The organism is Shewanella decolorationis, from assembly GCF_004354305.1.
In the GTDB taxonomy this organism is placed as follows: Bacteria; Pseudomonadota; Gammaproteobacteria; order Enterobacterales; family Shewanellaceae; genus Shewanella; species Shewanella decolorationis.
The window spans coordinates 2783274-2809828 of sequence record NZ_CP037898.1; the positions used below are offsets into that span (position 1 = coordinate 2783274).

At 47.5% G+C, this 26555-nt stretch carries 20 protein-coding genes, 3 tRNA genes and 1 pseudogene; 11 read left to right on the plus strand and 13 right to left on the minus strand.

Annotation, left to right across the window (positions count from 1 at the left end; translation table 11 throughout):
• Window positions 1-4: 4 nt before the first annotated feature.
• Window positions 5-814 (plus strand): DODA-type extradiol aromatic ring-opening family dioxygenase, encoded by an 810-nt coding sequence (locus EYR25_RS12690; RefSeq protein ID WP_133180492.1) that lies wholly within the window; start codon window positions 5-7, stop codon window positions 812-814.
• 154 nt (window positions 815-968) lie between these two features.
• Here the strand turns inward: EYR25_RS12690 and EYR25_RS12695 are convergent, their stop codons facing one another.
• The gene (locus EYR25_RS12695) at window positions 969-1844 is read right to left on the minus strand and encodes a 1,4-dihydroxy-2-naphthoate polyprenyltransferase (protein ID WP_023265840.1); all 876 of its coding nucleotides are present in this window, start codon (window positions 1842-1844) and stop codon (window positions 969-971) included.
• Between the two features lie 332 nt (window positions 1845-2176).
• Between EYR25_RS12695 and EYR25_RS12700 the strand changes: the two genes are divergently transcribed.
• The 4 genes from EYR25_RS12700 to EYR25_RS12715 all read left to right on the plus strand — a co-directional run bounded on the left by EYR25_RS12700 (window position 2177) and on the right by EYR25_RS12715 (window position 8994).
• Window positions 2177-3103 carry an SDR family NAD(P)-dependent oxidoreductase gene (locus EYR25_RS12700; RefSeq protein WP_023265841.1) on the plus strand — a complete coding sequence of 309 codons (927 nt, stop codon included), beginning with the start codon at window positions 2177-2179 and terminating at the stop codon, window positions 3101-3103.
• A 123-nt stretch (window positions 3104-3226) separates the two neighbouring features.
• The gene (gene tesB / locus EYR25_RS12705) at window positions 3227-4093 is read left to right on the plus strand and encodes an acyl-CoA thioesterase II (RefSeq protein WP_133180494.1); all 867 of its coding nucleotides are present in this window, start codon (window positions 3227-3229) and stop codon (window positions 4091-4093) included.
• Between the two features lies 1 nt (window position 4094).
• Window positions 4095-4499 (plus strand): YbaY family lipoprotein, encoded by a 405-nt coding sequence (locus EYR25_RS12710; RefSeq protein ID WP_133180496.1) that lies wholly within the window; start codon window positions 4095-4097, stop codon window positions 4497-4499.
• A gap of 571 nt (window positions 4500-5070) precedes the next feature.
• On the plus strand, window positions 5071-8994 hold the full coding sequence (locus tag EYR25_RS12715) for a S8 family serine peptidase (protein WP_133180498.1): 3924 nt from the start codon (window positions 5071-5073) through the stop codon (window positions 8992-8994).
• 87 nt (window positions 8995-9081) lie between these two features.
• On the opposite strand, the gene EYR25_RS12720 is transcribed toward EYR25_RS12715, so the two are convergent.
• The gene (locus EYR25_RS12720) at window positions 9082-9963 is read right to left on the minus strand and encodes a LysR family transcriptional regulator (RefSeq protein WP_011622400.1); all 882 of its coding nucleotides are present in this window, start codon (window positions 9961-9963) and stop codon (window positions 9082-9084) included.
• A 240-nt stretch (window positions 9964-10203) separates the two neighbouring features.
• Here EYR25_RS12720 and EYR25_RS12725 point away from each other — a divergent pair, with 240 nt between their 5' ends.
• From EYR25_RS12725 to EYR25_RS12740, 5 genes are all read left to right on the plus strand, one after another.
• The gene (locus EYR25_RS12725; RefSeq protein WP_133180500.1) at window positions 10204-11454 is read left to right on the plus strand and encodes an MFS transporter; all 1251 of its coding nucleotides are present in this window, start codon (window positions 10204-10206) and stop codon (window positions 11452-11454) included.
• Between the two features lie 340 nt (window positions 11455-11794).
• Window positions 11795-12166 carry an alpha/beta hydrolase gene (locus EYR25_RS21370; protein WP_243729884.1) on the plus strand — a complete coding sequence of 124 codons (372 nt, stop codon included), beginning with the start codon at window positions 11795-11797 and terminating at the stop codon, window positions 12164-12166.
• A 31-nt stretch (window positions 12167-12197) separates the two neighbouring features.
• Window positions 12198-12866 carry an alpha/beta hydrolase gene (locus EYR25_RS21375; RefSeq protein WP_243729885.1) on the plus strand — a complete coding sequence of 223 codons (669 nt, stop codon included), beginning with the start codon at window positions 12198-12200 and terminating at the stop codon, window positions 12864-12866.
• Window positions 12867-12960: 94 nt separating this feature from the next.
• Window positions 12961-14007, plus strand: a complete 1047-nt coding sequence (locus EYR25_RS12735) for an NAD(P)-dependent alcohol dehydrogenase (protein ID WP_133180502.1) — start codon at window positions 12961-12963, stop codon at window positions 14005-14007.
• Window positions 14008-14113: 106 nt separating this feature from the next.
• The gene (locus tag EYR25_RS12740) at window positions 14114-14551 is read left to right on the plus strand and encodes a (R)-mandelonitrile lyase (protein ID WP_133180504.1); all 438 of its coding nucleotides are present in this window, start codon (window positions 14114-14116) and stop codon (window positions 14549-14551) included.
• Window positions 14552-14919: 368 nt separating this feature from the next.
• Here EYR25_RS12740 and EYR25_RS21290 read toward each other — a convergent pair.
• The 11 genes and pseudogenes from EYR25_RS21290 to EYR25_RS12790 all read right to left on the minus strand — a co-directional run.
• A pseudogene (locus tag EYR25_RS21290) lies at window positions 14920-15405 on the minus strand (IS4 family transposase); the annotation flags it as partial.
• Window positions 15406-15423: 18 nt separating this feature from the next.
• Window positions 15424-15951, minus strand: coding sequence for a transposase domain-containing protein (locus tag EYR25_RS21295; RefSeq protein ID WP_207953654.1), 528 nt, complete (start codon window positions 15949-15951; stop codon window positions 15424-15426).
• 171 nt (window positions 15952-16122) lie between these two features.
• Window positions 16123-17988 carry a peptidylprolyl isomerase gene (gene ppiD / locus EYR25_RS12750; protein WP_133180506.1) on the minus strand — a complete coding sequence of 622 codons (1866 nt, stop codon included), beginning with the start codon at window positions 17986-17988 and terminating at the stop codon, window positions 16123-16125.
• Window positions 17989-18214: 226 nt separating this feature from the next.
• Window positions 18215-18502, minus strand: a complete 288-nt coding sequence (gene hupB, locus EYR25_RS12755) for a nucleoid-associated protein HU-beta (RefSeq protein WP_255211589.1) — start codon at window positions 18500-18502, stop codon at window positions 18215-18217.
• Between the two features lie 244 nt (window positions 18503-18746).
• A complete protein-coding gene (gene lon, locus EYR25_RS12760; RefSeq protein ID WP_086902562.1) occupies window positions 18747-21104 on the minus strand; it encodes an endopeptidase La in 2358 nt (785 codons plus the stop codon).
• A 132-nt stretch (window positions 21105-21236) separates the two neighbouring features.
• Window positions 21237-22517, minus strand: coding sequence for an ATP-dependent protease ATP-binding subunit ClpX (gene clpX / locus EYR25_RS12765; RefSeq protein WP_011717549.1), 1281 nt, complete (start codon window positions 22515-22517; stop codon window positions 21237-21239).
• Between the two features lie 99 nt (window positions 22518-22616).
• Window positions 22617-23225 carry an ATP-dependent Clp endopeptidase proteolytic subunit ClpP gene (gene clpP / locus EYR25_RS12770; RefSeq protein WP_011717550.1) on the minus strand — a complete coding sequence of 203 codons (609 nt, stop codon included), beginning with the start codon at window positions 23223-23225 and terminating at the stop codon, window positions 22617-22619.
• An 89-nt stretch (window positions 23226-23314) separates the two neighbouring features.
• Window positions 23315-24619, minus strand: coding sequence for a trigger factor (gene tig / locus EYR25_RS12775; protein WP_133180508.1), 1305 nt, complete (start codon window positions 24617-24619; stop codon window positions 23315-23317).
• A 262-nt stretch (window positions 24620-24881) separates the two neighbouring features.
• Window positions 24882-24957, minus strand: a tRNA-His gene (locus EYR25_RS12780).
• Window positions 24958-24966: 9 nt separating this feature from the next.
• Window positions 24967-25043, minus strand: a tRNA-Arg gene (locus tag EYR25_RS12785).
• A gap of 109 nt (window positions 25044-25152) precedes the next feature.
• A tRNA-Pro gene (locus tag EYR25_RS12790) sits at window positions 25153-25229 on the minus strand.
• Window positions 25230-25490: 261 nt separating this feature from the next.
• On the opposite strand from EYR25_RS12790, the gene folD reads away from it, so the two are divergent.
• Window positions 25491-26345 (plus strand): bifunctional methylenetetrahydrofolate dehydrogenase/methenyltetrahydrofolate cyclohydrolase FolD, encoded by an 855-nt coding sequence (gene folD, locus EYR25_RS12795; protein WP_133180510.1) that lies wholly within the window; start codon window positions 25491-25493, stop codon window positions 26343-26345.
• Window positions 26346-26555 lie beyond the last annotated feature (210 nt).

The window sequence follows — 26555 nt, forward strand, 5'->3', positions numbered from 1 at the left end:
TATTATGACGCACGCGAATTCCGCTTTAATGCCAGTGTTATTTGTTCCCCATGGTGGCGGGCCTTTACCGCTACTCAATGATGCAAATCATCGGGAGTTAAGGGCATTTTTATCCAAGGTTTCAGATACTATCCCAACACCCAAGGCCATTGTATTGGTGACGGCCCACTGGGAAGAGGCGCAGGTGACACTGTCGAGCCATCCCCATCCAGGCATGCTGTTCGATTATTATGGCTTTCCCCCTGAGGCCTATACGCTTTCTTATCCCGCACCTGGTGAGCCGCAGCTTGCAGAAACCATTGCTGGATTGCTTAAGGCGAGTGGAATCGAGGTGCGGCTGAATAATCAACGTGCATTCGACCATGGCACCTTTGTACCACTTAAGTTGATGTATCCAGAGGCCAATATTCCTGTGGTGCAGATGTCTTTAGTGCAAGACCTCGACCCGAGTGCCCATATCGCTATCGGTGAAGCATTAGCATCATTACGCACCCAAGGGGTATTGATTGTGGGTTCCGGTATGTCGTTTCACAATATGAGGGCGTTTTTCTCCAGCGATCCTAAGGTGTTGCCTCGCAGCAAAGCGTTTGATACTTGGTTAACGAATGTGGTGACATCAGGCGATAACCACGCTAAGGCACAATTAATCGATTGGCAATCGGCGCCTGAGGCACGTTTTAGCCACCCAAGGGAAGAACACTTAATCCCTTTACATGTGTGTTTTGGGGCGGCGCATTTGCAGACGCCAAAAGCCACGCATCAATTTAGTGGTGTGTTATTAAACACCGCAATATCGGGTTATCTCTGGTCTTAATTTGCCCCTAAAAGCAAAAGGTTCGTCATGTTGCGTATTAAACGCATCGTGACGAACCTTTTTGTATTTTAAGCTTAGTCTATTTTTACCTAGCCGCCCTGTGGGCTGGTTTTTAACTCAACTCTGGGGCAATCCCGAAACCTTGATATCCTGTTTAGGCGGTAAACACCAATCCCACACTGAATAGGGTGCTGAAAATCATAGTGAGTTTTGCCGTGCGTCCCAATAGTGGATTGAGCGCCTCACCGGATACTGCATAGAAATCGCTGCTAAGTTTACGGGCGATAAGCAGGGATAAACCCGCGAGCAGTACTGGTAAGCCCGGCAGAATGCCCAGTAAGAATCCCGCTATCACTAAACCAAAGGGCAAGTAAATTAACGCTTGATACAAGACTTTGGCCTGCGCCTCGCCAATCCTAACTGCGAGCGTATGTTTGCCTGCTTGGGTGTCGGTACGAATATCACGGGTGTTGTTGACCAACATAATGGCGGCGTTAAATAAGCCAATTGCACAGCCAAGTAGCCAGGCATTCAAATTAGTGTCACCCGCCTGAAGATAATAACTGCCGACCACAGCGACCAAGCCAAAAAACACAAAGGCGGCGACTTCACCTAGCCCGTGTGATGCCAAAGGATAAGGGCCGCCGCTGTAACCTAGGGCACCTAAAATTGCCGCTGCCGCTAAAATCGCAATCGGCCAGCCGCCATGCCAAATCAAATATGAGCCCACGGTTAATGCCAGCACTAAGCATAGGATCATGGCATTACGGACTTTATGGGGGGGGATCATACCACTTTGGGTCACGCGTACCGGCCCGATACGTTCGGCGGTATCGATACCATTTTTAAAATCAAAATAGTCATTGGCGAGGTTGACGGCGATCTGCAATAGGATGGCGCATAACATTGAGGTGGCGGCAATTAGCCAGCTAAAACGCTCAAGGTGCAGTGCCAGAATATTACCGATTAACAGGGGACCGATTGCCGCGGGTAAAGTGCGGGGTCTAATGGCTAAAATCCAAGGATTCATGATGTCCAGTCGTTATCTGAAAAAAGAATTGGGTAGTGAACAGCGCCATAGCATAACAAGAATTTGCCTTAAAGTGAGTACTATCTAATACACGCATGTAACAGAGTTTGAATTGGCGCACAGATGTTTCGCTTTTAGGGGAAAGATTTGCCGCCAAGTTCAAAGAAAATCTATAGGGGCTGTGCTTTTATAGCCTATGTTGCTCCCGCATGTTCGTGAGTGAAGCTAGCTAAGTTTATCGAGATTTAAACCCCAAGGTTAAGTGCCTCAATAGGACTTTACTGAGGTGAAATGAGCTCGTCACGTTTATGTTAAAGATAAGGACCGGTGGGATGCGTTTCGATAATCAAGTAGCGTTGATAACAGGTGCTGGCTCAGGGCTAGGGAGAGCTTATGCCATTATGTTGGCTGAACGGGGTGCTAAAGTAGCTCTAGTTGACCAACCTAAAGTATGCCCATCTCAAAGCAAGGCATTGATTACAACTAATACTGAACTGCTACAAACCCATGAAACCATTTTAAAACTCGGGGGAGAATGCCTGTATTTTGAAGTGGATGTTAGCCAGCAGGATGATGTCAAGGCGATGGTGAATCGCCTACAGCAAGATTGGCAACGCGTGGATATTTTGGTCAATAACGCCGGGGTTTACGGCGCCTGCCCGTTCGAGCATATCCAACAAGCAGACTGGCAGCGACAGTTTGATGTGGATGTCAACGGTAGCTTTTATCTTACTCAAGCGATTTGGCCGCTGATGAAAGCCCAAGGTTATGGCCGAATTTTGATGACCACAGGGGTGTCGGCGTTGTTTGGCGACTTACATCAGGTTCCGTTTAGCGCCGCCAAGATGGCCCTCGTCGGTATGGTTAATAGCCTTGCTTTAGAGGGCGAGCAATATAATATCCATATCAATAGCCTGTGCCCACAGGCGCTCACGGCCATGACCCATAAACATTTAGCCCCAGCGATTCAACCGCTGTTTTCCTTTGATACGGTCACGGCGACCATGGCATTTTTAGTCAGTGGTGCCGCACCGAATGGCCAACATTTGCTCGCGGGGGCGGGCAGCGTGAGTCATGGAATGTTTGCCGAATTTCAGTCTATTTACTTCAGCGAAGGCCAGTGTACGCCAGATAAATTAGCCAAGTATTGGCCTGAGCTTTATCAAGCGTTTCCGGTTAATCTGCATACCTGCGGTGAAGATAAAGTGCTGGCTTGGTCAAAACAGAGTGCCTTTGATCATCATATTAAGATTGAGTAGTAGGTATGCGGGTAATGGCACTAATAACGAACAAGATACGATAAGCTATTGACTCTCTACTGGTCAGCCCTAGTCTACCTGAGTTACCCTTGGGCATTAGTTGCTAATTTTCAGTAGGATCCTATGAGTCAGGTATTAGACGATCTCTTATCATTATTATCCCTTGAGCAAATTGAAATCGGGCTGTTTCGTGGCCAAAGCCAAGACTTAGGATTTGGGCACGTATTTGGTGGCCAAGTGATGGGCCAGGCACTGAGCGCCGCTAAGCAAACCGTGCCTGCCGAGCGTAAAGTGCATTCGCTACACTCTTATTTTTTACGCGCAGGGGATGAGAAGCTACCCATAGTCTATGAAGTAGAGAATATGCGTGACGGCGGCAGTTTCAGTGCCAGACGCGTGAGCGCAATACAAAAGGGGCGGCCGATTTTTCATATGACCTGCTCGTTCCAAGAACCCGAGGCGGGCTTTGACCATCAGGCCAAAATGCCTGAGGTGCCGGGTCCTGAAGGTTTGTTGAATCAAAATGAGCTGGCGATGACCTTAAGGGATAAAGTGCCCGCGCGCATTCTTGAAAAGTTTATGGAAGACGCGCCGATTGAGATGCGGTTAGTCAATCCCTTGCATCCCTTCGCGCCCAAAGAAACTGAACCCTATCGCTATGTGTGGCTAAGAGCGAATGGCCCAATGCCAACGGATACCCATATTCACGAATATTTGCTGGCCTACGCCTCTGACTTTAACTTTTTAGTCACGGCGGCTCAGCCCCATGGAGTGTCGTTTTTAACGCCGGGGATCCGCATGGCAACAATCGATCATGCGATGTGGTTCCATCGCCCGATTAATATGGGAGAATGGTTGCTTTATAGTATCGACAGCCCAACCGCCAGCGGTGGACGGGGTTACGTACGAGGCCAATTTTTTAATCAGCAGGGTGAGCTTGTCGCATCGACGACCCAAGAGGGGCTGATCCGTATGGTAAAAGGAAGTTAATATGTTGATAAAAATAAAGTTGTTTCTTTCATTCTTACTGATGACATTTGCCTTAAGTGGCTGTGTGACGGTTCAACCCGATCCTCCGGTGGTGGTGAATGGAGCCGCGGGCTATTTGGAGAAAATTCTCCTGCCCCAAGGCAGTGAAATTACCATTGCGATTATCGATTTGAACACTCCCGGCGTCATCATTGCCCAAAAGAGCTTTAATATCGCTCGGGCACCAGTGCCGTTTAAGTTTTTATTACCGGCACAATCAATCGACAAACGTATTAATTACGGCGTAGTGGCTATGATCAAGTATCAAGACAAGGTGATTTTTCAGACCTATGACCGATTCCCTGTGATTAATAATGGTAAATACACCACTGAAGTACTGATGAAAGCGGTTAGAGTCGAGCAGTAATGGGGACCGTTATTTAAGTCTTACCATCTTATCAATCAAGATTTAGTTAAAAGGGGAATTATTCCCCTTTTTTGTTGCTATTTTTTGCCGTTGACCTTGTTACTCCAAAAAGTATTTCATTCCGTAATGCATAAAGTACAAGCTTATTCTGCATAAATTTTTGATTTGAAATTGTTAAAAAATAATAATTAGGTGAAATAATTTCATATTAAATTGATGGATATTTATGGTTAGTCATGCTGTTTAGCGCGCTTTAGATTTATGCACATTTTTAGCGGATTTTTTGTTTTTATTTTTGTTTTTAAGTATTTGCTAAATTTGCGTCCATATTTTTTAACTAGTTACGCATTCTGTTAATGTATATTTTATTCAAATCTATTAGGTACGATGTTCTTAATAGTTGTTTTTACAGATAATTGTACCGTTAATTATCTGTTTCAATGTGTATCATCCCGTGTTAAAACGCTGCTGTAAAGTTCACTTGGTGCGGGCATTTTATTATGTCTCCGTGCTGAATAAATATTAAAAATTGAACTTTGTAGAAAAATTATGTTTAGCGAAGGAAGCGAGAATGAAAACAAAAATTGCATTAGCAGTGTCTATGGCACTGCTGTCATCTGCAGCAAATGCGCAGACAGTATTATCTCCAACGGGTGAAACAATTCAGTTAGATATTCCTGCCGAATTATTAAATGATTCGACTCGAGGTCAATTAACCGCGGTTAACAACCAAGATGTAAAATTTATTCCTGAGCCAGAGTTTGCCGAAGGTGAGCATACTTATATTGTTCGCTTGCGTGACAGTGCTGTCGCGAATTATCAAGGGGATATTCCTGGCTTCAAAGCAACTAGCCCACAACATGTACAGTCGACCTCACAGGCAAAAGGCAACGGTAAGACAGGCAATGTTAAACTTAACGCCGCGGCTCCTGAGGTGAAAAACTACGTTAGTTTCCTTAAGGTCAAACAAGAACGCTTTTTAACAAGTGCCAGTGCTGCTATTGGTACGCAGCTGGAGCCATTAACGTCCTATCAATATGCACTCAATGGTATCGCAGTGCGTATGACGCAGGCGCAAGCGATAAAAATGGCTGAGTTACCTGAGGTTATTTATATCGAGCGTGAGCGTATCGAACAGCTTGAGACCGATGTGAGTCAGGCACTGATCGGCTCCCCAAAGGTGTGGGACGGTAGTGCTACTGGCACCAAGGCCATGGGTGAGGGTGTGATAGTCGCGATCATCGACTCGGGTATTAACTCTGATCATGCCTCGTTTGCCGATATTGGTGGTGATGGTTATGACCATACAAACCCCTTAGGACAAGGGATTTATATTGGTGATTGTAAAACCGATTTTGCCAGCATGTGTAACGATAAGCTGATTGGTGTGCGTAGTTACCCTGAAATCACCGATATCTATGACGACGAAAAGATTTTTGGTGCGACGCCCCCCGCTAAAAATGGTGAAGACTACGGTGGCCATGGCTCGCACGTGGCCAGCACCGCGGCAGGGAATATCTTGCTTGATGTGCCTTATGTTCAAGGAGAGAAGGGCAAATTAGAAGGTTCAGGTATCCCTACAGATATTAAGTTTGCACAGATTTCAGGTGTCGCGCCCCACGCTAATATTATCGCTTACCAAATTTGTAAGCCTGGGGATGCGGGTGACAAGTATTCGGGTTGCCCGACTGTGCCTATCCTTAAAGCCATTGATGATGCGATTAAAGATGGCGTTGACGTGATTAACTTTTCCATCAGTGGCGGTGGTAATCCCTGGAATAGTGCCACTGAACAGGGTTTTTTAGCGGCACGTAATGCAGGTATTTTTGCTGCAGTCGCAGCTGGGAATACTCGTCCAGCGACCGCAACCAGTGCCGCAATCACCCAATCACCTTATTCGACTCCCAAAAATGCTCCATGGTATACCTCTGTGGCTAATTCGACACATGGTCGAACTATTAAACCAACTGTTGAATTTAATGGGAAAAATTATCTTTATACATTAGGTGATGGCCCTGCGATTGTTGAGTCTGTTACTGGTCCAGTAGTATATGCAGGCGCACTTGATGCTAATAATTTTGAAGGCTGTAATGCTTTTGCGGCTGATGCTTTCAAAGACAAGATTGCGGTAATAAAGCGGGGCACATGTGCTTTTTCTGTGAAAGTTGCAGGGGCATTAGCTGCGGGAGCGAAGGGAGTCATCATCTTTAATAGAGACGGTGAAGGTAAGGATATTGATTTTACGATGACAGGTTTAGCAGACCTCAATGTCCCTTCTATTTTGATCAGCAATCTAGATGGTATTGAACTTGTTAATAGTTTGGAAACTAATCCAAATCAACAGCTTACCATTGGTATCGCTCCTAAGGTTGTTGAACGTGAAGCTGATGTTCTTTCTAAAAGCTCGTTGATTGGTCCAAATGCGACCAATGATGTGATAGTGCCGTCGGTGGCCGCTCCGGGTTCGGATATTTACGCAGCTTATGCTGATCAACAATTTGGCCATGATAAATCGGGTACAGATCCAGCCGACTTTACTCTAATGTCGGGTACATCCATGGCAAGCCCCCATGTTGCGGGTGCGGGCGCGTTGTTAAAGTCACTGCACAAGGATTGGACGCCGGACAATATCCGCTCCGCATTAATGCTGACCGCAACGACCGCACAGGCGATGAAAAAAGCCGATGCTAAAACTGTTGCCGATCCGTTCGATGTGGGCGCTGGCCGTATTCGTGTCGATTTAGCGGCTAAAACCGGCTTAGTGATGGACGAAAGTGCCCTGAACTATGAAATTGCAAATCCCTTATTGAACGGCGATCCTCGTAAGCTCAACGTGCCTAGTATGGCTGATTCTCGTTGTGTCAATACCTGTACTTGGACCCGTACCGTAACCGCAACCCAAGATGGTAGCTGGATGGCGAAGGGCCAAGCGGTGACCGATAAGTTAGCAGTAACGGTATCGCCTGAAAGCTTTACCCTGAAAAAAGGTGCGAGCCAAACTATTACCGTGACCGCCGATGTAACACAAGTGGGCGCCGATTGGGGCTTTGGTAACTTAGTGCTTGAGTCGACCAGCTTCCCGACAGCGACTATGCCGATTGCCGCTAAGATTGGTAAGCGTAACCTGCCAAACTTGGTGAGCATTCAAGCGACTCGTAATGCGGATGAGATCACTCTTGAAGGCTTAAAGGCGGTGGATTTTGCTAGCGTTGGCGCCGAAGTGACGGGCCTCAAACTAAGCCAAACCATTGAGTCAAGCGTGAAGCAAGACTCGAATAATGCTTCATATACAGATGATCTTGAGGATGGCGTCAAAGTCTTTAAATTTGATGTTAATGATAATGCGCGCTTTTTCCGTGCATCGATTAGCTACACCACATCCCCTGATCTCGATATGTATGTACTACTCGACAAAAACGATGGTAGCAAACTTGCGCGAGTGGGGTCATCGGCGAAAGACGGTTCTGAGGAAAGTGTCTTACTCAACAATCCTGCTAAAGGCACTTACTATGTGATTGTGCAAAACTACAGCGCCTCATCAGCAACGGCTGATGATGTGTTTGGGTTAAAGCAATTGACCTTCTATAACGATGAAGCCGCAGGGGATAATTTTACGGCGACGCTTTCTGGCGATATTAAGGACTTTGACATTAAGCTAGCGTGGAAGGATGCGCTTAAAGTGGGTGACGATGGCTTAGCCATGCTGACTCTTACCACGGGCGATGACAAAGTGGCACCAGTGAAGCTCCCCGTCGTCTTTGAACGTGTTGGTGATGATGTGCTGTCGCCTCTAGGGAATATGCTGAGCGGTCAGTTAACACCGGGCGTGGCTAAGGTGATGAAAACCCGTATAGAAGCCAACAAAACTCAAGAAACACGCGTATATAACTTAGAAGCTATGCTGCCTGAAGGTCATGAAGTGGCTAACATCAGCCATGACGGTAAGCAAGATGGCAGTAAGATCACTTGGACGGTCGAGATGCCATCGGGCGCTGAAGCGAAAGACATCAGTTTTGAGCTGGTTCCACGTAAGGCGGGTGTTGATAATGAGTTAAGCCTGTCGAACAAGGTCAATAACGCGTCGTCAGAAACCTTGACTCAGAGCTATCAGTTTGATGTTGCTGAAGTGGCGCCTGTGGCTAAGGTTGAAGCGCCAACCGCAGTCCAAGAAGGTAAGCCGCTGTTTATCGATGCGAGTAAATCATCGGATGCGAACAATGACCCGCTGACCTACAAATGGACTCAGTTAGGCGGCACGAGCTTTAATTTTGACCCCGCCGCAGCCAAGTTAAACTTAGTGGCACCTAATGTGGATGGCGCGGCGCAAACAGTTTCATTCCAACTGACGGTATCCGATAACCACGGCAATAGCGATTCGAGCTTAGTGTCTGTCTCTATTACCGATACTCCGCCGAAGAAGGATGACGGTGGTGCTCTTGGCTGGTTAAGTTTATTACTGCTGCCATTTGCCTTTGGTCGCCGTAAACAGCGCTAACTTATTATGAGTTAAGCTATTTCACCTTAATTATTAGGTGACGCATTAAAAGGGCCGAGAATCGGCCCTTTCTATTGTGTACGTCTGTTAGCGGTTTTTCATTAAAAACTCCACAAAGGCGCGGTCTGCTTGGCTGACGGGGCGCTGCTTTTTCCACGCAATATGCAGATTTAAAAACACTGGTGGGTCAAAAGGCTTGGCGAGAATATCGTCTTTTGGACTAATGGCCATTTCGAGCACGCTGGTGATCCCAAACCCCTGGGAGACAATCTGTTTAATTAAGTTAATCAGGTTAGTCTCAAAGGCGATATTGGGCTTTTTACCCAGTTCTTTGGCTTGGGAGAGGATCCATTCCCGGTGGAAATAGCCGGTTTTAAACATCACTAATTCATGGTCAAAGAAGTCGTTGAGGCTGACGGCCGGATGATCGGCGAGCGGGTGCTCGGCGCCCATGGCGATCACCATCTGCTCACGGATCAACAATTGGCTATCGAAGTCACTCTGTAAATCTTGGGCGGTAATGATGGCGATATCCACTTCTTCCTGCTGTAGCATCCGCAGCGCGTCACGGGTACCGCCTTCAAACAGTGACAGCTTTAGCTCGGGATATTGATGGCGAAACGCCATAAGTCGAGAGGGCAGATAGAAGGAGCCCAGCATGCCCGGCACCGCGATCCTAACTTCCCCTGAGGTGAGATTCGCCATGGCGCGGATTTGCGCTTCGGCCTGTTTGATTTGTTTTAGGATCAAAGTGGCATGTTGATGCAGCACTAAGCCTTCGGCGGTGAGCGCGAGGTGCTTGTCATTCTTATTGCTGGTGCGATTAATCAGTGTCACCCCAAGCGACTGCTCGAGCCGTTTAATGCTTTGGCTTAGGGCTGGTTGCGCCATATTGAGCTTCTTGGCCGCGGCGGTAAAACTGCCGGTATTGGCCAGTGCATCTAAATGTTTAAGTTGGCGTATGTCCATGATGATTCATCTTTTATGCTGGATCGTATCTATGCTCGAGAGCACTGTGCTCTAAGGGTTAATCAGGCGCTACAACCCTGTACTGTCGTATATCGCATTGCTTGGCCGATAACAGGGTGTATCGCAACTGTTGGCTATAACAAAAATCAATAATTTCAATATAAATTATCTATTATTGTTATGTTATGCCCAGTGCTAATCTTTGTCTATCCTGAGAGTGATGCGTTATCGAGGCCAAAAGTGCAAGCCGTGTTAGACACTATTATCGACAGTAAACAACGTGATACCCGACTGATGTGGGCCCTGTGTGTGGCTTCCGTGGTGGTGTATATCAATCTGTATTTGATGCAGGGCATGTTACCGCTGATCGCCGAGCATTTTGCGGTATCTGGCTCTAAGGCAACCCTTATCCTCTCGGTCACCAGCTTTTCGCTGGCGTTTTCCCTATTAATTTATGCGGTCGTGTCCGACAGAATTGGCCGCCATACGCCGATTGTGGTGAGTCTCTGGCTACTGGCGCTGTCGAATCTGCTGTTGATTTGGGCAGGGGATTTTAATGCACTTGTCTACGTGCGCTTTCTACAGGGCGTGCTGTTAGCAGCGGTGCCCGCTATTGCCATGGCCTATTTTAAGGAGCAAATCTCGCCAAGCACTATGCTCAAAGCCGCGGGCATTTACATTATGGCCAACAGTATCGGTGGGATTGTCGGCCGGTTACTCGGCGGGGTTATGTCGCAGTTTTTATCTTGGCAAGAGTCCATGTGGTTGCTGTTTTTAGTCACGCTTGCGGGCGTTGCCTTAACCAGTTATTTATTGCCTTCTAGCGCCGATGCGCAGGCGGTCTCTGGCGGACAAACTACCTCGCCAACACTCTCAAAACGGGCACGTTTATTACAGGATGTTTATGGCTTTAGCCATCACCTAACCGATCCGCAAATGCGTTTAGCCTATGCCATCGGTGGCATCACTTTTATGATGATGGTGAATCAATTTAGCTTTATTCAGTTGCATTTGATGGCCGCGCCCTACGAGTGGAGCCGTTTCCAAGCGACGTTGATTTTCCTATGTTATTCCAGTGGCACAGTGGCCTCCTATTTTACTGCCAAGTGGCTGGCAAAATTTGGTCAGCACAAGTTATATCAATGGTCTTGGTGCTTGATGTTACTGGGCAGTTTATTGACCCTGTTCGATACCACTTTCACGATTTGTCTGGGCTTTTTGATGACGGCCTGTGGCTTCTTCTTAACCCACAGCTGCTGTAACTCCTTTGTGGCGATGCGCGCGAGTCGCGACCGCGCTAAGGCGACTTCGCTGTATCTGTGTTGTTATTACTTAGGCGCAGCGTTGGGCGGGCCTTACCTGATGTTGTTTTGGCATAAAGCAGAATGGCAGGGGGTAGTGATGGGGTCATTAACACTGCTTGCATTAATCGCCTTGTCCATCGCTCGGTTGCGTTATCACCAAACCCAGATGAGCCGAGTGGCGTTATAGTCTGCTAAGCCTGTTGGCGCTGCTACTCGCCATAGATTCAAAATTCGATAAACGCTTAGGCCAACGACTCCCCGTTGGCCTTTTTGTTCGCTTGATTTGCCTCATTTTTATCCGTGTTAACGGGATAAATAAAGCCGAACGCGACATTGCAGCGCTGTCCGGCATCGATTTCCTCACCTCTCACAGCATGATTTCCGCATTTTCGGAGTTTTAGGCAAGTAACCACGAGTTTCGTGGCTTCAATGTCTTGGTCGTTTTGTCGACAATTTCAGCATGAGTTGCCATGGCATTTAACGTATATCGCCTAAGTGACACCTCTATTCCCCATTAAGGATTGAATATGAAAACATCGAACGGTGCATTGTCTTTGGCGGCATTGTTGATCTCGGCATGGTTAGTCAATACAAGCTTGCCGGCCTTAGCGGCAACATCGGGCCATCAAGGTGATTTATCCCATGGTGCTAACAATTTTTATCGGAGTGAAACCCTGAGTATGCAAAAAGTCACTTTTCCAAACCAATACAAGATGAATGTTACGGGCAATCTGTATTTGCCTAAGGATATGAAGGCGGGCGAAAAACGCGCCGCCATTATCGTGGGCCACCCTATGGGCGCGGTAAAAGAACAAAGTGCGGTGCTCTATGCCCAGCAACTGGCCGAACGCGGCTTTGTAACCCTCGCCATCGACTTATCCTTCTGGGGGGGAGAGTGAGGGCAATCCCCGTAATGCCGTGCTGCCGGACATGTACGCCGAAGACTTTAGTGCCGCGGTAGACTTTCTGGGCACCAGCGAGTTTGCCGACAGGGAGCGCATAGGCGTACTCGGGATCTGTGGTAGCGGTGGTTTTGCCATTAGCGCCGCGAAAATTGATCCACGCATGAAAGCCATTGCCACCGTCAGCATGTATGACATGGGCGGATTTAGCCGTCATCTGTATGGTAAGTCGTTGACCTTAGCGCAGCGCAAACAAATGATCGCCGAGGCGGCCGCGCAGCGTTATGTGGAGTTTAGCGGTGGTCAAACCCAATACACCGGCGGCACACCCCATGAAATCGATGAAAACTCTCACCCCATTGCCAAGGAGTTTTATGACTTCTATCGCACCCCAAGGGGAGAGTTTACACCAGTGGGATCATCGCCTGAGCTGACGACGCATCCTACCCTGAGCAGTAACATTAAGTTTATGAATTTCTACCCATTTAACGATATTGAGTCTATTTCTCCGCGCCCCTTGTTATTTGTTGCTGGCGATGAAGCGCACTCACTGGAGTTTAGCCAAGAAGCCTACAGCCTAGCAGCAGAGCCTAAAGAGCTCTATCTGGTAAAAGGTGCTGGCCATGTTGACTTGTACGACAGAGTGAAGCTGATCCCCTTCGATAAGTTGACGCAATTTTTCACTCAGTATTTGTAATTTAGCTCACGGGCCAGCGCTTTTGCTGGCCTTGATGATTTCTCGCAGAGGCGTGTCATTTTACGTTTCTGCCTCAATCCACAGGGGATGAAATATGCAAACCATTGGATATGCCGCAGCGTCGGCGCAAAGCCCGCTAGAACCTTATCACTATGAGTGCCGTGAATTACGCGACAACGATGTCGCTATCGAAATTCTCTATAGCGGTGTCTGCCATAGCGATTTACACACAGTGAAAAACGACTGGGGTTGGACGGTGTATCCCACAGTGCCAGGCCATGAAATCGTTGGCCGCGTGGTGCAAGTGGGCAGCCAAGTTAACAAATACAAAGTGGGCGATCATGTCGCTGTGGGCTGTATGGTCGACAGTTGTCAGGAATGTACCCACTGTCATCACGGTGAAGAGCAGTTTTGTGAGCAGGGTTTTACCCAAACCTACAACAGTGCCGATAGGCACACCCAAGAGCTTACCAAGGGCGGCTATGCCAAGCATATCGTCGTGCGCCAAGAGTTTGTGCTGAGTATTCCAGCATCGCTCGACCTTGCTAAAGTCGCGCCCTTACTCTGTGCAGGGATCACTACCTATTCTCCCTTAAGAACCTGGAACGTTGGGCCTGGCAGTCAAGTTGCGGTCATTGGTATGGGCGGTTTAGGTCATATGGCGATCAAACTTGCGGCCGCGATGGGCGCCCATGTCACTGTGCTAAGCCGCTCGGAAAATAAGCGCAGCGATGCGCTCGAACTCGGTGCGGGTGACTTTTTGATCTCTTCAGATCTTGAGCGCATGCAGCAAGCCGCTAATCGCTTCGAGCTTATCATCGATACAGTGCCAACAAAGCATGACATTACCCCGTACCTGCCGTTACTGAATGTGGATGGCACGCTCACCTTAGTCGGTCAAGTGGGGCCGATTGCCGAAGTGAATACTGTGCCTATGGTGATGGGACGTCGCCGCATTGCCGCCTCACTTATTGGTGGCATTGCCGAGACCCAAGAGATGCTCGATTTCTGCGGCCGGATGAACATTTTGCCAGAGGTCGAGATGATCACAATGGAGCAGATTAATGAAGCCTTCGAACGGCTGGAGAAATCCGACGTGCATTACCGATTTGTGATCGATATGCAGGCATCTTCCTTCTAGGCTTAAGAAGGTTATTTCATTTGTTAAAAGGGCGGTTTGCGGACCATTCCCCATGCCGCCATCACTTTTAAATCAGCTTAAGACAACGTCAGCAAAGGAGTTTTTAATGAATACCTTAGAAACCGCATCTATGACACTGATCCCCGCAGGAACACAACAACCGATTAAGGGACCGAGTGAATGGTTTACCGGCGAGGTGGTGATCAGCAGCTTATTTAATGCGCCGCCACCAGCGCGGGTGGGTATGGCCGTAGTGAACTTTTCAGCGGGCGCGCGAACCCATTGGCATAGCCATCCACTCGGGCAAATGCTATTGGTTACCCAAGGCGAAGGTTGGACCAAGTGTGAAGGGGGGGAGCGCACTACAATTCGCCCAGGGGATTTGATTTGGTGTAATTGTGGTAAGCGTCATTGGCATGGTGCAACGGCATCATCCTCAATGCAGCATGTGGCCGTTCAAGAGGCGCTTGAGGGGAAAGCGGTCGATTGGTTTGAACCTGTCACTGATACTGTGTACTTAAATGGCGACAGTGTCGGCGAGTAACTCAATCACTGGCGAAAGTGTTCGGAATTATCGGAATTAAAAGCAAAAAAGGCGAACTCAGTGTTAATGCCACTCGCTTAAGAGCGAGTGGCATTTTTACTTGGATATTTCACCGTTTTCTTTAGCACCACACGCGGGTAGCTGGGCCGCTTCCTCTTCGGGGGTAAAATCAACCTTTTGCCATTTTCCCTCAGTCGTTTTAAGTGCTGTGGGATCGCTCCTGGACTCCCTCTGTCGCTCCAAGCAAACTCATCCTGGATTAAAAACAGGGCATTAATGAAACTTATTCTCTGTGGCTCAACTTTATGCTGCACTGCCATGGCAGCCATCTCTAGCCGAACAATATTGTAGGTCGTCAAGATCCCCCATCATTCTTGATACACCCCATCCTTCTTCTTGCTGCGCAGGACGGGTTTATTTTCCAGTTGATATTGCTTCAGCTCACCATAACCCCTCTCTATCTCCCATCGCTGCCAATACACCTTGAGCAAATCGTTCACTGGATAAGTGTCGGGACATAGGCAGGACGTGATAAACCCTTTGATATCACCTTTGGGTGATGGAATAAGGATAAGGCGGGCTTGCCAGCTCTCNCCCAGATAAGGCGCTTGTTGTTTAGCTTGGGGTGATACNGGCATCTCAACCAGATGGTCATACTCTGAGAATGACTCGATAATGCTATAGCGGGTCTTAGACTTTATCGGGGTTAACCAATGGGTGTTAGTCCCGCTTCCTTGCCAGCTGATGAGCAATTCGGCAGACATAAACCCACGGTCAAACAACGTGAGCGAATGCTCGGGAGCTGAGCCAACCAATTGCTGTGCGTAGTGAATTTCACTGTGGGTAACAGGCCCGAAAGCCGCATCAGAAAGTCAGTGGCTNCGAGTAGACATTAAGGTGACCGCCAGCACAGAGGGAAAANAAGCCGTGCTTTGTGCAAAGCCAAAGTNATGGTTTTCTTCAGTGTTATGCGTCTTAAAATACGTCCCATCAACACTGAGCAATTTCANTCCCGCTATCTCATCAAATTCACACTGTGTTTCCCACTGTGCAGCGGTTGTTTTGAACAGATAACGCATGGGCTCTGAACCCAACTTTTCTTTGGCTTTGATGATNCTACTGGTCGCCAGTGGNGGGAGCTCCCCCTTGGCGTCGGGAAAGGCCAGTGAGAGCGTATCACAGACTTGCTGAATCGAGCGGTTACGCATCAAACCAATGCCTAGAACCAACCAAACCGCTTGCTCTGCAGGGAAACGACGGGTTCGAAGTGATGCCCTGCCAGTTTGTTGTTGCACAGCCTCAGCCACCCAATCCATGGGAACATGTTTGGCGAATACATCAATATCCTGCGATTGGCAAAATTCAGCAGTAACAAGTAGCTCTTTAGAAAATTCAGACATAAAAAAATCAGCCGCAACTTAGGTTGCGGCTGATTATGAAGCCCTTGAAAGATCGTTCAACTATTTAAAACGATCTGTATTAAGTAAACACTTGGCCTTTACTATTTGCTTCGCGAAAGCTTTTATTGCTTCGCCAATATAAGGGATAAGCTCAGTTATCCCTTATCATCATTAACCTTCTACAGGGTAATGAACTTTCGCATTCGCCTTCAGTGACTCAATCAGACCGCGGTAATCCGCTTCGCTGTATTGTGCATTTAAGCGTTGTTTCAGCGCATTGACTAACTCATCGCTAACAGACTCTGCCGCGTTCACTTTATCCAGAGCAATCACTGCGTAGCCATTGGCTAAACCAACAGTGTCAACCACAGGTGCTGCACTCGGCGTTGGCATTTGGAAGGCTTTGCCTACAATCGCTGCATCTACGTCTTGTGCGCCACGGCCCAGTTTAGTCTTAGCCGTTAAAGTCACATCAGTCGCACCCGCTTTAACTTGGGTCATCAGCTCTTGAGCTTTAGCACGTGCCGCTTCGTTCGCTTGATCTTGCTTCAAACGCTCAGCGATGTCGGCCTTCACTTCGGCTAATGGCATAGTGCCCGCATCGTGATGTTCCTTCATACGGATAACCACAACATGGTTTGGCTCAAGCTCGATGACTTCACTGTTTAGGCCTTGGCGTAAAACAGTGTCAGAGAACGCCGCTTTTACCACATCAGGCTTATTCAATGCCGCTGGCACATCATCGCGTGAGAACATTGGCGTAGTCTTAATCTCAACACCCACCACTTTTGCGGTTTCGGCTAAGGTATCAGGCACTTCGTAGCTAGTATCAGCCAGTTTGCTCTGCAAGCTATAGAATTGATCGACTGCTTTCTTCTCTTGCAGCTGAGCTACAATCTTCGTTTTGACATCAGCAAATGGCACGGTAGTACCTGGCTGAATGTCTAACAGTTTGATGATATGGAAACCAAAATCAGTTTTCACTACGCCAGAATGCTGACCTTTTTGCAGGGCAAACAGCGCGGTATCAAAGCTTGGGTCCATCACACCAGGTTCAAACCAGTCTAATTTACCGCCCTGCTCCGCACTTAAGGTATCTTCAGAATTGGCTTTGGCTAACTCAGCAAAATCAGCACCGTTATCTAACTGCTTAGCTAAATCTTCAGCCTTGGCTTTTGCCGCCGCTTCATCGCTGCCAGGGCCAATCAGAATGTGCGCCGCTAAACGTTTCTCGTTAGACACATATTGCGTCTTGTGTTCATCGTAGTAAGCCTGAGCTTCTTCATCCGTCACTTTGCTGTCTTTAGCAAAATCAGCCGCGTTTAACTCAACATACTCTAAGCTCACCTTCTCAGGGCTCATAAACTGGCCTTGGTTGGTGTCGTAGTAGTTTTTAACTTGCTCGTCTGTCACAGAGGCATTCGCAAGGAATGGCGCAGAATCGACTACTAAGTAGCGAATGTCGCGAGTTTGACCTTGCAGCTCAGCTAATTGCTTAGCTTCACCAGGTAATACGAATTCAGTGCCCACTAACGCCGCAGTTAACTGACGACGGGTCATATCGACACGCATCATGCTTCTGAAAGTTTGTGGCTGGTAGCCTAACTGACGCAAAATCGCTTGATAACGGTCGTTATCGAATTTGCCATCGGTTTGGAAAGCGGGTTCTGATTTAATCGCCGTGATAATTTGCTCGTCAGACACACGCAGCCCCATCGCGGCGGCAGCTTGGTCAATCAATTTATCGGCCACTAAACGTTCGAGTACGCTCTGCTTGATGCTTTCTAGGTATCTTTCGTCGGCAGATAACGCAGCAAACATTTCACCCAGTTGTTGCTCCATACGAGCGCGTTCGCTCTGATAGGCCTGCTCTAACTCGGCTTTAGTGATTTTGTCACCGTTGACTTCTGCGGCAGGGACGTCCGATTTTGAGCCTAAATAGCTACTCACGCCTGCAAATGCAAAAGATAAAATCACAAGTACGAGAATGCCTTTAGCAATCACGCCTTGCGAACCGTCGCGGATCTTTTCTAACATCAGATTTCTCGCTCGTTGCGATTAACAAAATAAAAAGGCGCATCAACTTGAGATGCGCCTTTCTGTAATTTATGGGGATTATTCAGACGCTACCACTGGTAAGTGCTAAAACCCCGAGTAATGGTAGAAATTGTGCTTCAAAATCCATTACTTTCAATTCGTAAAAAGCACTGTTTAAACAGTGCTTATCATTACGAACGCCTTACAAAGGCTACGATATCAAAAATTAATTGACAGCGTCTTTCAGAGCTTTACCAGCTTTGAATGCTGGAATTTTTGCTGCTGCGATTTTGATTTCTTCACCCGTTTGTGGGTTGCGACCAGTACGCTCAGCACGTTCACGCACTTCAAAAGTACCAAAACCAACAAGAGAAATTTTATCGCCTTCTTTCAGACCTTCAGTCACAGCAGCGATAAAAGAGTCCAGTGCACGGCCAGCAGCGGCTTTAGAAATGTCAGCACCAGAAGCGATTTTCTCGATTAGTTCAGATTTGTTCATGTCATCCCCTTGAATGTAATTTTTTTGCGCCGCAACCAAATCCGTCTCTAGAGCGGTCTGCGGAGGCTTTTATAACAAGCTTGAATTCAAAGTTCAAGCTGAGTTCGAAAACCAAAGAAATAAAACTGGATACAGCTCAAAGCCAGTTGCGCCAAGGGCTTGGAGCAACCGACTCTCCACAGACCTAGGCTACCACAGGTCTGCGCTTTGTTAAGCCCCTTTTTTCATTTTTTTTAGCGTGATAGCGCATTTTCTTGCGTTATGCCAAGTTTTTAACCACTTCGAAGCCTTCAACCGGTCTTTCTAGCGCCAGTTTTAACACTTCGTCGACCCAACGCACGGGACGAATTTCCAAATCGGCAATCACATTGGCAGGAATTTCTTCCAGATCACGCTCGTTTTCTTTTGGAATAAGTACCAATTTAATGCCACCACGATGTGCTGCCAGCAGTTTTTCTTTTAAACCACCGATAGGTAGCACTTCACCGCGTAAGGTAATTTCACCCGTCATCGCCACATCGGCGCGCACTGGGTTACCCGTTAAGCTAGACACTAATGCAGTACACATTGCCGCGCCAGCAGATGGACCATCTTTTGGCGTCGCCCCTTCTGGCACGTGAACATGGATATCACGCTTCTCATAAAAGTCGCCGTTGATACCTAATTGTTCCGCACGGGCACGTACGACCGTCATTGCCGCTTGAATCGACTCTTGCATCACATCGCCAAGTGAGCCTGTGTAGGTCAACTTGCCTTTGCCTGGCACTGATGTCGCTTCAATGGTGAGCAGATCGCCACCCACTTCGGTCCACGCTAAACCTGTGACTTGACCGATTTGGTTGTTCGACTCCGCCTTACCATAGTCAAAACGCTGCACACCGAGGAAAGACTTAAGGTTGTCCGCAGTCACAGTGACTGACTTGATAGACTTATCCAGCAGGATCATTTTCACGACCTTGCGGCAGATCTTCGACAATTCACGCTCTAGTGCACGCACACCGGCTTCACGGGTGTAGTAGCGGATAATGCCGACTATCGCACTGTCTTCGATATGAATTTCGTTCGCTTTAAGACCGTTACGCTCGATTTGCTTGGTCAGTAAATGCTGCTTCGCAATATTGAGCTTCTCATCTTCGGTGTAACCCGACAGGCGAATAACTTCCATACGGTCCAGCAATGGGCCTGGAATATTCATCGAGTTTGAGGTCGCCACGAACATCACATCGGATAAGTCGTAGTCAACTTCGAGGTAATGGTCGTTAAAGGTCGCGTTTTGTTCAGGATCAAGCACCTCTAACAGTGCTGATGCTGGGTCGCCACGCATATCCGAACTCATTTTGTCGATTTCATCGAGCAAGAATAAGGGGTTTTTCACGCCCACTTTCGCCATCTTTTGAATGACTTTACCCGGCATAGAACCAATGTAAGTACGTCGATGACCACGGATTTCCGCTTCATCACGCACGCCGCCTAAGGCAACACGCACATACTTACGACCAGTTGCTTTAGCAATCGATTGACCTAATGAGGTTTTACCTACCCCTGGTGGGCCGACTAAGCACAGGATAGGCCCTTTAAGTTGACGCACACGACTCTGCACTGCCAAATATTCCAGAATCCGGTCTTTGACCTTTTCCAGACCATAGTGATCGGTATCCAGCACCTCTTGGGCTTTGGCTAAATCGCGTTTGATTTTAGATCGTTGGCTCCAAGGCACTGAGGTCATCCAATCCACGTAGCTGCGAACCACGGTCGCTTCGGCAGACATGGGTGACATCATGCGTAATTTATTCAGCTCGGCGACGGCCTTCTCTTTGGCATCACTTGGCATGTTGGCTTCTTCAATCTTACGATTTAAGACTTCAAACTCGTCATGGCCTTCGTCTAAGTCACCCAATTCTTTTTGGATGGCTTTCATCTGCTCGTTCAGATAATACTCACGCTGGCTCTTTTCCATCTGTTTTTTAACGCGGGTACGGATGCGTTTCTCGACCTGTAACAGGTCAATTTCCGACTCCATCATCGCCATTAAATATTCCAGACGCTCACCGACGTTAGTCATCTCTAGCACGGACTGTTTGTCTTCAAGCTTCAGTGGCATGTGGGCCGCCATGGTATCGGCAAGGCGCGCCGCTTCATCGATGCCCGAGAGTGAGGTCAAGACTTCAGGAGGGATCTTCTTGTTGAGCTTGATATAGCCTTCAAATTGGCCAATCGCGCTACGAACCAAGACTTCCTCTTCTTTGTCTTCCAAAGGCTCAGACTCAAGATACTCCGCCTTAGCCACAAAGAAATCCGCTTCTTGGGTATAACGGGTAATACGAGCTCGGCGACCACCTTCAACCAGTACTTTTACCGTACCATCAGGCAGTTTAAGCAGTTGCAGAATAGACGCCACTGTACCGACTTCAAAAATATCGTCTTTGGTCGGCTCGTCTAACTCAGCGTCACGCTGAGCGACTAAAATAATTTGCTTATCCTGGGCCATTGCCGTTTCGAGACAACGAATCGATTTTTCTCGGCCAACGAACAACGGAATTACCATATGGGGATAGACCACCACATCTCTCAGTGGTAGCACGGGGAGTTCGATATGCGCTTCACGCTCTAAGGTCATAGTTCGATTCCGTTTAGATGAAAGGGATTAGTTAAGGAGTATATTGGGGCGCTTTACAGGGTTTCAATGGGCAAAATAAAAAAAGGAGCCCGATGGACTCCTTGATTTTCAGATTATTAGCAATCAGTACAATTATTGCTCGCCAGAGGCTGCTTGCGCTTCGTTGCGCTCGTAAATCAGGATAGGTGCAGATTCACCATTCACCACAGATTCATCGACAACCGCCTTCACTACGCCCTCAATTGAAGGAATATCGTACATAGTATCGAGTAAAATACCTTCAACGATTGAACGTAGACCACGTGCACCGGTTTTGCGTGACATGGCTTTATGTGCAATCGCTTTGAGCGCATCTTCACGGAACTCTAGCTCAACCCCTTCCATCTCAAACAGCGCGTTGTATTGTTTTGTCAGCGCGTTTTTAGGCTCAGATAGGATTTGCACTAGGGCTTCTTCGTCCAGCTCGGTCAGCGTCGCGACAACGGGCAGACGGCCAATAAACTCAGGGATCAAGCCATATTTGACTAAATCTTCCGGCTCCACCTGAGATAAGGTTTGTGAAATCGTTGCCTTATCTTTTTCGCCCTTCACTTGCGCACCGAAACCAATACCGGAACCTACATGAGCACGCTGTTCAATCACTTTTTCAAGGCCAGCAAATGCACCACCACAGATAAACAGGATCTTAGAGGTATCCACCTGTAAGAACTCTTGCTGTGGATGCTTGCGACCACCTTGAGGCGGAACCGCGGCAACCGTACCTTCGATAAGTTTCAGCAGCGCTTGCTGCACGCCTTCACCCGATACGTCACGGGTAATCGATGGGTTATCCGATTTACGGCTGATCTTGTCGATTTCATCGATATAGACGATACCGCGCTGTGCCTTTTCAACATCGTAATCGCACTTTTGCAGCAGCTTTTGAATGATGTTTTCAACGTCTTCACCCACATAACCCGCTTCGGTTAAGGTGGTAGCGTCTGCCATAGTAAATGGGACATTCAATGAGCGCGCGAGCGTTTCGGCCAGCAGCGTCTTACCACTGCCCGTAGGACCAATCAGCAGAATGTTACTCTTGCCTAATTCCACACCATCTTTGGGGGAAGAATTTCTCAGGCGCTTATAGTGATTGTACACAGCGACAGACAGCACTTTTTTAGCTCTGTCCTGACCAATCACATAATCGTCTAAATGCGCACGCAACTCATGTGGCGTTGGCAATTTATCATTATCACGCTTAGGGGAGATTTCTTTAATCTCTTCACGAATGATGTCGTTACATAATTCAACACATTCGTCGCATACGTATACTGATGGGCCTGCAATCAGTTTTCTGACTTCATGCTGGCTCTTACCGCAAAAAGAGCAGTACAGCAATTTACCGCTGTCACCATTATTTTTGTTGTCGCCCATTAATTACCTCATTTGCAGTCTGCTCTACTGCTTGTCTTAAACTTGCTAACCCTTTACAGGGCTTTGCTTAACAAAGCATAGCCCAGTCAAAAGTAAAAATCAGCCGCGTTTAGTCATCACAGCGTCAACTAAACCATATTCAACCGCTTGAGTCGCACTCATGAAGTTGTCGCGATCGGTATCACGTTCAATCACTTCGAGTGGCTGGCCAGTGTGCTCTGACAACATCAGGTTCAGTTTATGCTTGATGCCTAAGATCTCTTGGGCATGAATCGCGATATCAGAAGCCTGACCTTGGAATCCACCCAGAGGTTGGTGGATCATCACGCGTGAGTTAGGTAAGCAGAAACGCTTGCCCTTTTCGCCACCGGCTAATAAAAACGCGCCCATGCTAGCCGCTTGACCGATACACACAGTGCTCACATTCGGCTTAATAAATTGCATGGTATCGTAAATCGCCATGCCCGCAGTGACTGAACCACCGGGTGAGTTGATATATAAGAAGATATCTTTATCTGGGCTTTCTGACTCGAGGAATAGCAACTGCGCCACAATCAGATTCGCCATATGCTCTTCAACTTGACCCACTAAAAAGATAATCCGCTCTTTTAACAGACGAGAATAAATATCGAATGAGCGTTCACCCTTAGCCGTCTGTTCGATCACCATAGGCACTAAAGCACTTTGTATGTCTGACGCATTATGCATTATTCATTTCCCTAAATAAAAATGGCTCGCATGAGGAGCCTCATACGAGCCATTATAAATGGCGAACTGCCAATCAAGTCAAGCTTAGGTTATGCGCGACCTGTAGCCTTGTTCATAAATTCTTCAAAAGCGACTTCTTTTTCGGTCACTTTGGCAGATTTTAGCAGTGCTTCAACAGCTTGCTCTTCAAGCGCAACGTTGCGCATGTTTTGCATCAGTTCTTTGTTGCTGTTGTAATAAGCAATCACTTCACTTGGATCTTCGTAAGCAGAAGCCATAGAAGCGATTAACGCTTGTACACGCTCATCTTCCGCTTTCAGCTCGTTAGTCTTGATAACTTCGCCTAATAACAGACCGATTTTCACGCGACGAGCCGCTTGCTCAGTGAATAATTCCGCTGGCAGTTCTGGCATGTTAGCCGTTTGACCGCCGAAACGTTGCATCGCTTGTTGACGCAGCACGTTAACTTCGCCATCGATCAGTGCTTTTGGCAGTTCGATGTCGTTGTTGGCTAATAAACCAGTGATCACTTGCTCTTTCACGTTTGCTTTTAACGCTTGCTCAAGTTCACGGTTCATGTTTTTACGGATTTCAGTTTTCAGCGCTTCTAAGCCACCTTCGCTGATACCGAATAATGCAGCAAACTCATCGTTTACTTCTGGTAAGTTAGCCGCTAACACTTCAGTTAAAGTGATAGCAAACTTAGCCGCTTTACCTTTTAAGTTTTCAGCGTGATATTCTTCAGGGAAAGTCACGTCGATAACGAATTCTTCACCCGCTTTGTGACCTAAGATACCCGCTTCGAAACCAGGGATCATACGGCCACTGCCTAATTGCAGTTCGAAATCGTCAGCTTTACCGCCTTCGAATTCAACACCGTCAACTGAACCAACAAAGTTCATTTTCACTTTGTCGCCGTCAGCTGCTTCACGCTCAACAGCGGCGAAAGTCGCGTGTTGCTTACGTAAGGTTTCGATCATGCTGTCTACGTCAGCATCGGTTACAGACGCTTTTGGTTGTTCTACTTCGATTGCATCTAAACCTTTCAGCTCAACTTCTGGGTAGATTTCGAAAGTCGCTACGAATTCGAATTTTTCACCGTCAGTCGCACCTGGTACGAAAGTAGGTGCGCCAGCTGGGTTTAATTTCTCAGCGATGATCGCTTCGATAAAGTTACGTTGCATCACTTCACCAGTGATGTCTTGACGAATAGCGGCGCCATAACGTTTGTTGATTACAGTAACAGGCACTTTGCCAGGACGGAAACCTGGGATACGAGCACGCTTAGCTTCACGTTGTAAACTGTCTTTAACCAGTTTTTCAATTTGTTCAGCAGGAACAGAAATGGTCAGGCGACGCTCTAGGCCTTGGGTTGCTTCAACAGAAACTTGCATTGTTTTACCTCGAAATTTGTCTAACGTCCTTTGTAATAGTCGAGTCATCAACTATTCAGGTATTCGTTTCTTGATCATTAAATTTGACTACAATGCCCACCACTATTGGCTTTCGGCACAGGTCGCTGTTAGTTGATATCTATCAAGACGCGACATTATAGCCACCGTTTTGTGCAGAGTCGAGCCTCTACGGCCGAATCTAGGGTATAAAAAAAGCGACCAGAGGTCGCTTTTTTTATTTTGTACTCAAAGTACTTAAAAATGGGGTGACTGATGGGGCTCGAACCCACGACAACCGGAATCACAATCCGGGACTCTACCAACTGAGCTACAATCACCACTGAAACTGGCACGCCCGGCAGGATTCGAACCTGCGACCATCCGCTTAGAAGGCGGATGCTCTATCCAACTGAGCTACGGGCGCATGGTTTACAGACTCTGCTGTATCCTAACCTACGTGGGATAACTAATTTAGATTATCCGCTATTACCCGCCCAAATTAACTGAATAATCATGAGCCAATAATATTAAAGTGGTCGGTGATAGAGGATTCGAACCTCTGACCCTCTGGTCCCAAACCAGATGCGCTACCGGACTGCGCTAATCACCGAGAATCATTGTTTTCAGAGCAAATGAGCACATCTGCTTGAGAACGGAGCGCATCTTAGCCCCTCACTTTGCACCCGTCAACGATTTTTTTAAGCATTCAAACTAGATGCTGAATTATCAGGCGAATACGCCTGTTTTTATCCATTTCGCCGCGGCTTTGACCATGACACACCCGCAACGCCCTGTTAAAATAGCCGCGATTGCCACTCTCTGTGTTAACGACAGTTTTCACCATCGCCCATATAAAGGATATCCTACACCCATGACAGCCCAAATAATCGACGGCAAGGCGATTGCTCAATCCATCCGTACACAACTTCGCGAAAAAGTAACCGCCCGTAAAGAGGCAGGACAACGCGTACCAGGTTTAGCCGTCATTCTCGTGGGAGCCGACCCCGCTTCTCAAGTTTATGTTGGTAGTAAACGTAAAGCCTGTGAAGAAGTGGGATTTATTTCTCGCTCCTACGATCTCGATACCAGTTATACCGAAGAAGCCTTATTAGCCCTTATCGACGAACTCAATGATGATCCGACGATCGACGGTATCTTAGTGCAGCTTCCTCTGCCTGCGCATATCGAAGACTCTAAAGTGATCGAGCGCATTCGCCCCGATAAAGATGTCGACGGTTTCCACCCCTATAACGTTGGCCGTTTAGCCCAGCGCATTCCTGTATTACGTTCATGTACCCCAATGGGGATCATGACCTTAATCAAATCAACGGGTGTTGATACCTATGGATTAGATGCTGTTGTGGTAGGTGCATCGAACATTGTCGGTCGACCGATGACACTGGAGCTATTGCTTGCGGGCTGCACCACAACCACATGCCATCGTTTTACAAAAAATCTCGAACAAAAAATCCGTCAGGCAGATTTAGTCGTGGTAGCCGTGGGTAAACCGGGCTTTATCCCAGGTGAATGGATTAAACCCGGCGCCATTGTTATCGATGTGGGTATTAACCGCTTAGAAAACGGCACCTTAGTGGGCGATGTGCAATACGATGCTGCTGCCCAAAACGCCAGCTTTATCACCCCAGTACCCGGTGGTGTCGGTCCTATGACGATTGCCAGCTTACTTGAAAATACCCTGTATGCTGCAGAGCAATATCACGACTAATCAGCTTCGCCATCGCGTAGATAATGGCTTAAATGATGGCGTAAGTTATGGCGTAAATCGCAGCATTTAAACCTGCTATTTAGCCATCTAAGCTCCAGTAGCCTGTAACGAATAACGTAAACTTAATCAAACGCGTGAAACCAATAAAAAACCTGCCATTGGCAGGTTTTTTATTATCGATGCAAATCTCACTTAGGCGATGAGGTTATT

Coding starts and splice junctions, on each gene's coding strand:
- EYR25_RS12735 (WP_133180502.1), top strand. CDS start 12,961: ATGCAAACCATTGGATATGCCGCAGCGTCGGCGCAAAGCCCGCTAGAA.
- clpX (WP_011717549.1), bottom strand. CDS start 22,517: ATGGGCGACAACAAAAATAATGGTGACAGCGGTAAATTGCTGTACTGC.
- ppiD (WP_133180506.1), bottom strand. CDS start 17,988: ATGTTAGAAAAGATCCGCGACGGTTCGCAAGGCGTGATTGCTAAAGGC.
- EYR25_RS21370 (WP_243729884.1), top strand. CDS start 11,795: ATGAAAACATCGAACGGTGCATTGTCTTTGGCGGCATTGTTGATCTCG.
- folD (WP_133180510.1), top strand. CDS start 25,491: ATGACAGCCCAAATAATCGACGGCAAGGCGATTGCTCAATCCATCCGT.
- EYR25_RS12700 (WP_023265841.1), top strand. CDS start 2,177: ATGCGTTTCGATAATCAAGTAGCGTTGATAACAGGTGCTGGCTCAGGG.
- EYR25_RS12695 (WP_023265840.1), bottom strand. CDS start 1,844: ATGAATCCTTGGATTTTAGCCATTAGACCCCGCACTTTACCCGCGGCA.
- EYR25_RS12710 (WP_133180496.1), top strand. CDS start 4,095: ATGTTGATAAAAATAAAGTTGTTTCTTTCATTCTTACTGATGACATTT.
- EYR25_RS12690 (WP_133180492.1), top strand. CDS start 5: ATGACGCACGCGAATTCCGCTTTAATGCCAGTGTTATTTGTTCCCCAT.
- lon (WP_086902562.1), bottom strand. CDS start 21,104: ATGACCTTAGAGCGTGAAGCGCATATCGAACTCCCCGTGCTACCACTG.
- tig (WP_133180508.1), bottom strand. CDS start 24,619: ATGCAAGTTTCTGTTGAAGCAACCCAAGGCCTAGAGCGTCGCCTGACC.
- EYR25_RS21375 (WP_243729885.1), top strand. CDS start 12,198: ATGTACGCCGAAGACTTTAGTGCCGCGGTAGACTTTCTGGGCACCAGC.
- tesB (WP_133180494.1), top strand. CDS start 3,227: ATGAGTCAGGTATTAGACGATCTCTTATCATTATTATCCCTTGAGCAA.
- EYR25_RS12740 (WP_133180504.1), top strand. CDS start 14,114: ATGAATACCTTAGAAACCGCATCTATGACACTGATCCCCGCAGGAACA.
- EYR25_RS12715 (WP_133180498.1), top strand. CDS start 5,071: ATGAAAACAAAAATTGCATTAGCAGTGTCTATGGCACTGCTGTCATCT.
- EYR25_RS12720 (WP_011622400.1), bottom strand. CDS start 9,963: ATGGACATACGCCAACTTAAACATTTAGATGCACTGGCCAATACCGGC.
- clpP (WP_011717550.1), bottom strand. CDS start 23,225: ATGCATAATGCGTCAGACATACAAAGTGCTTTAGTGCCTATGGTGATC.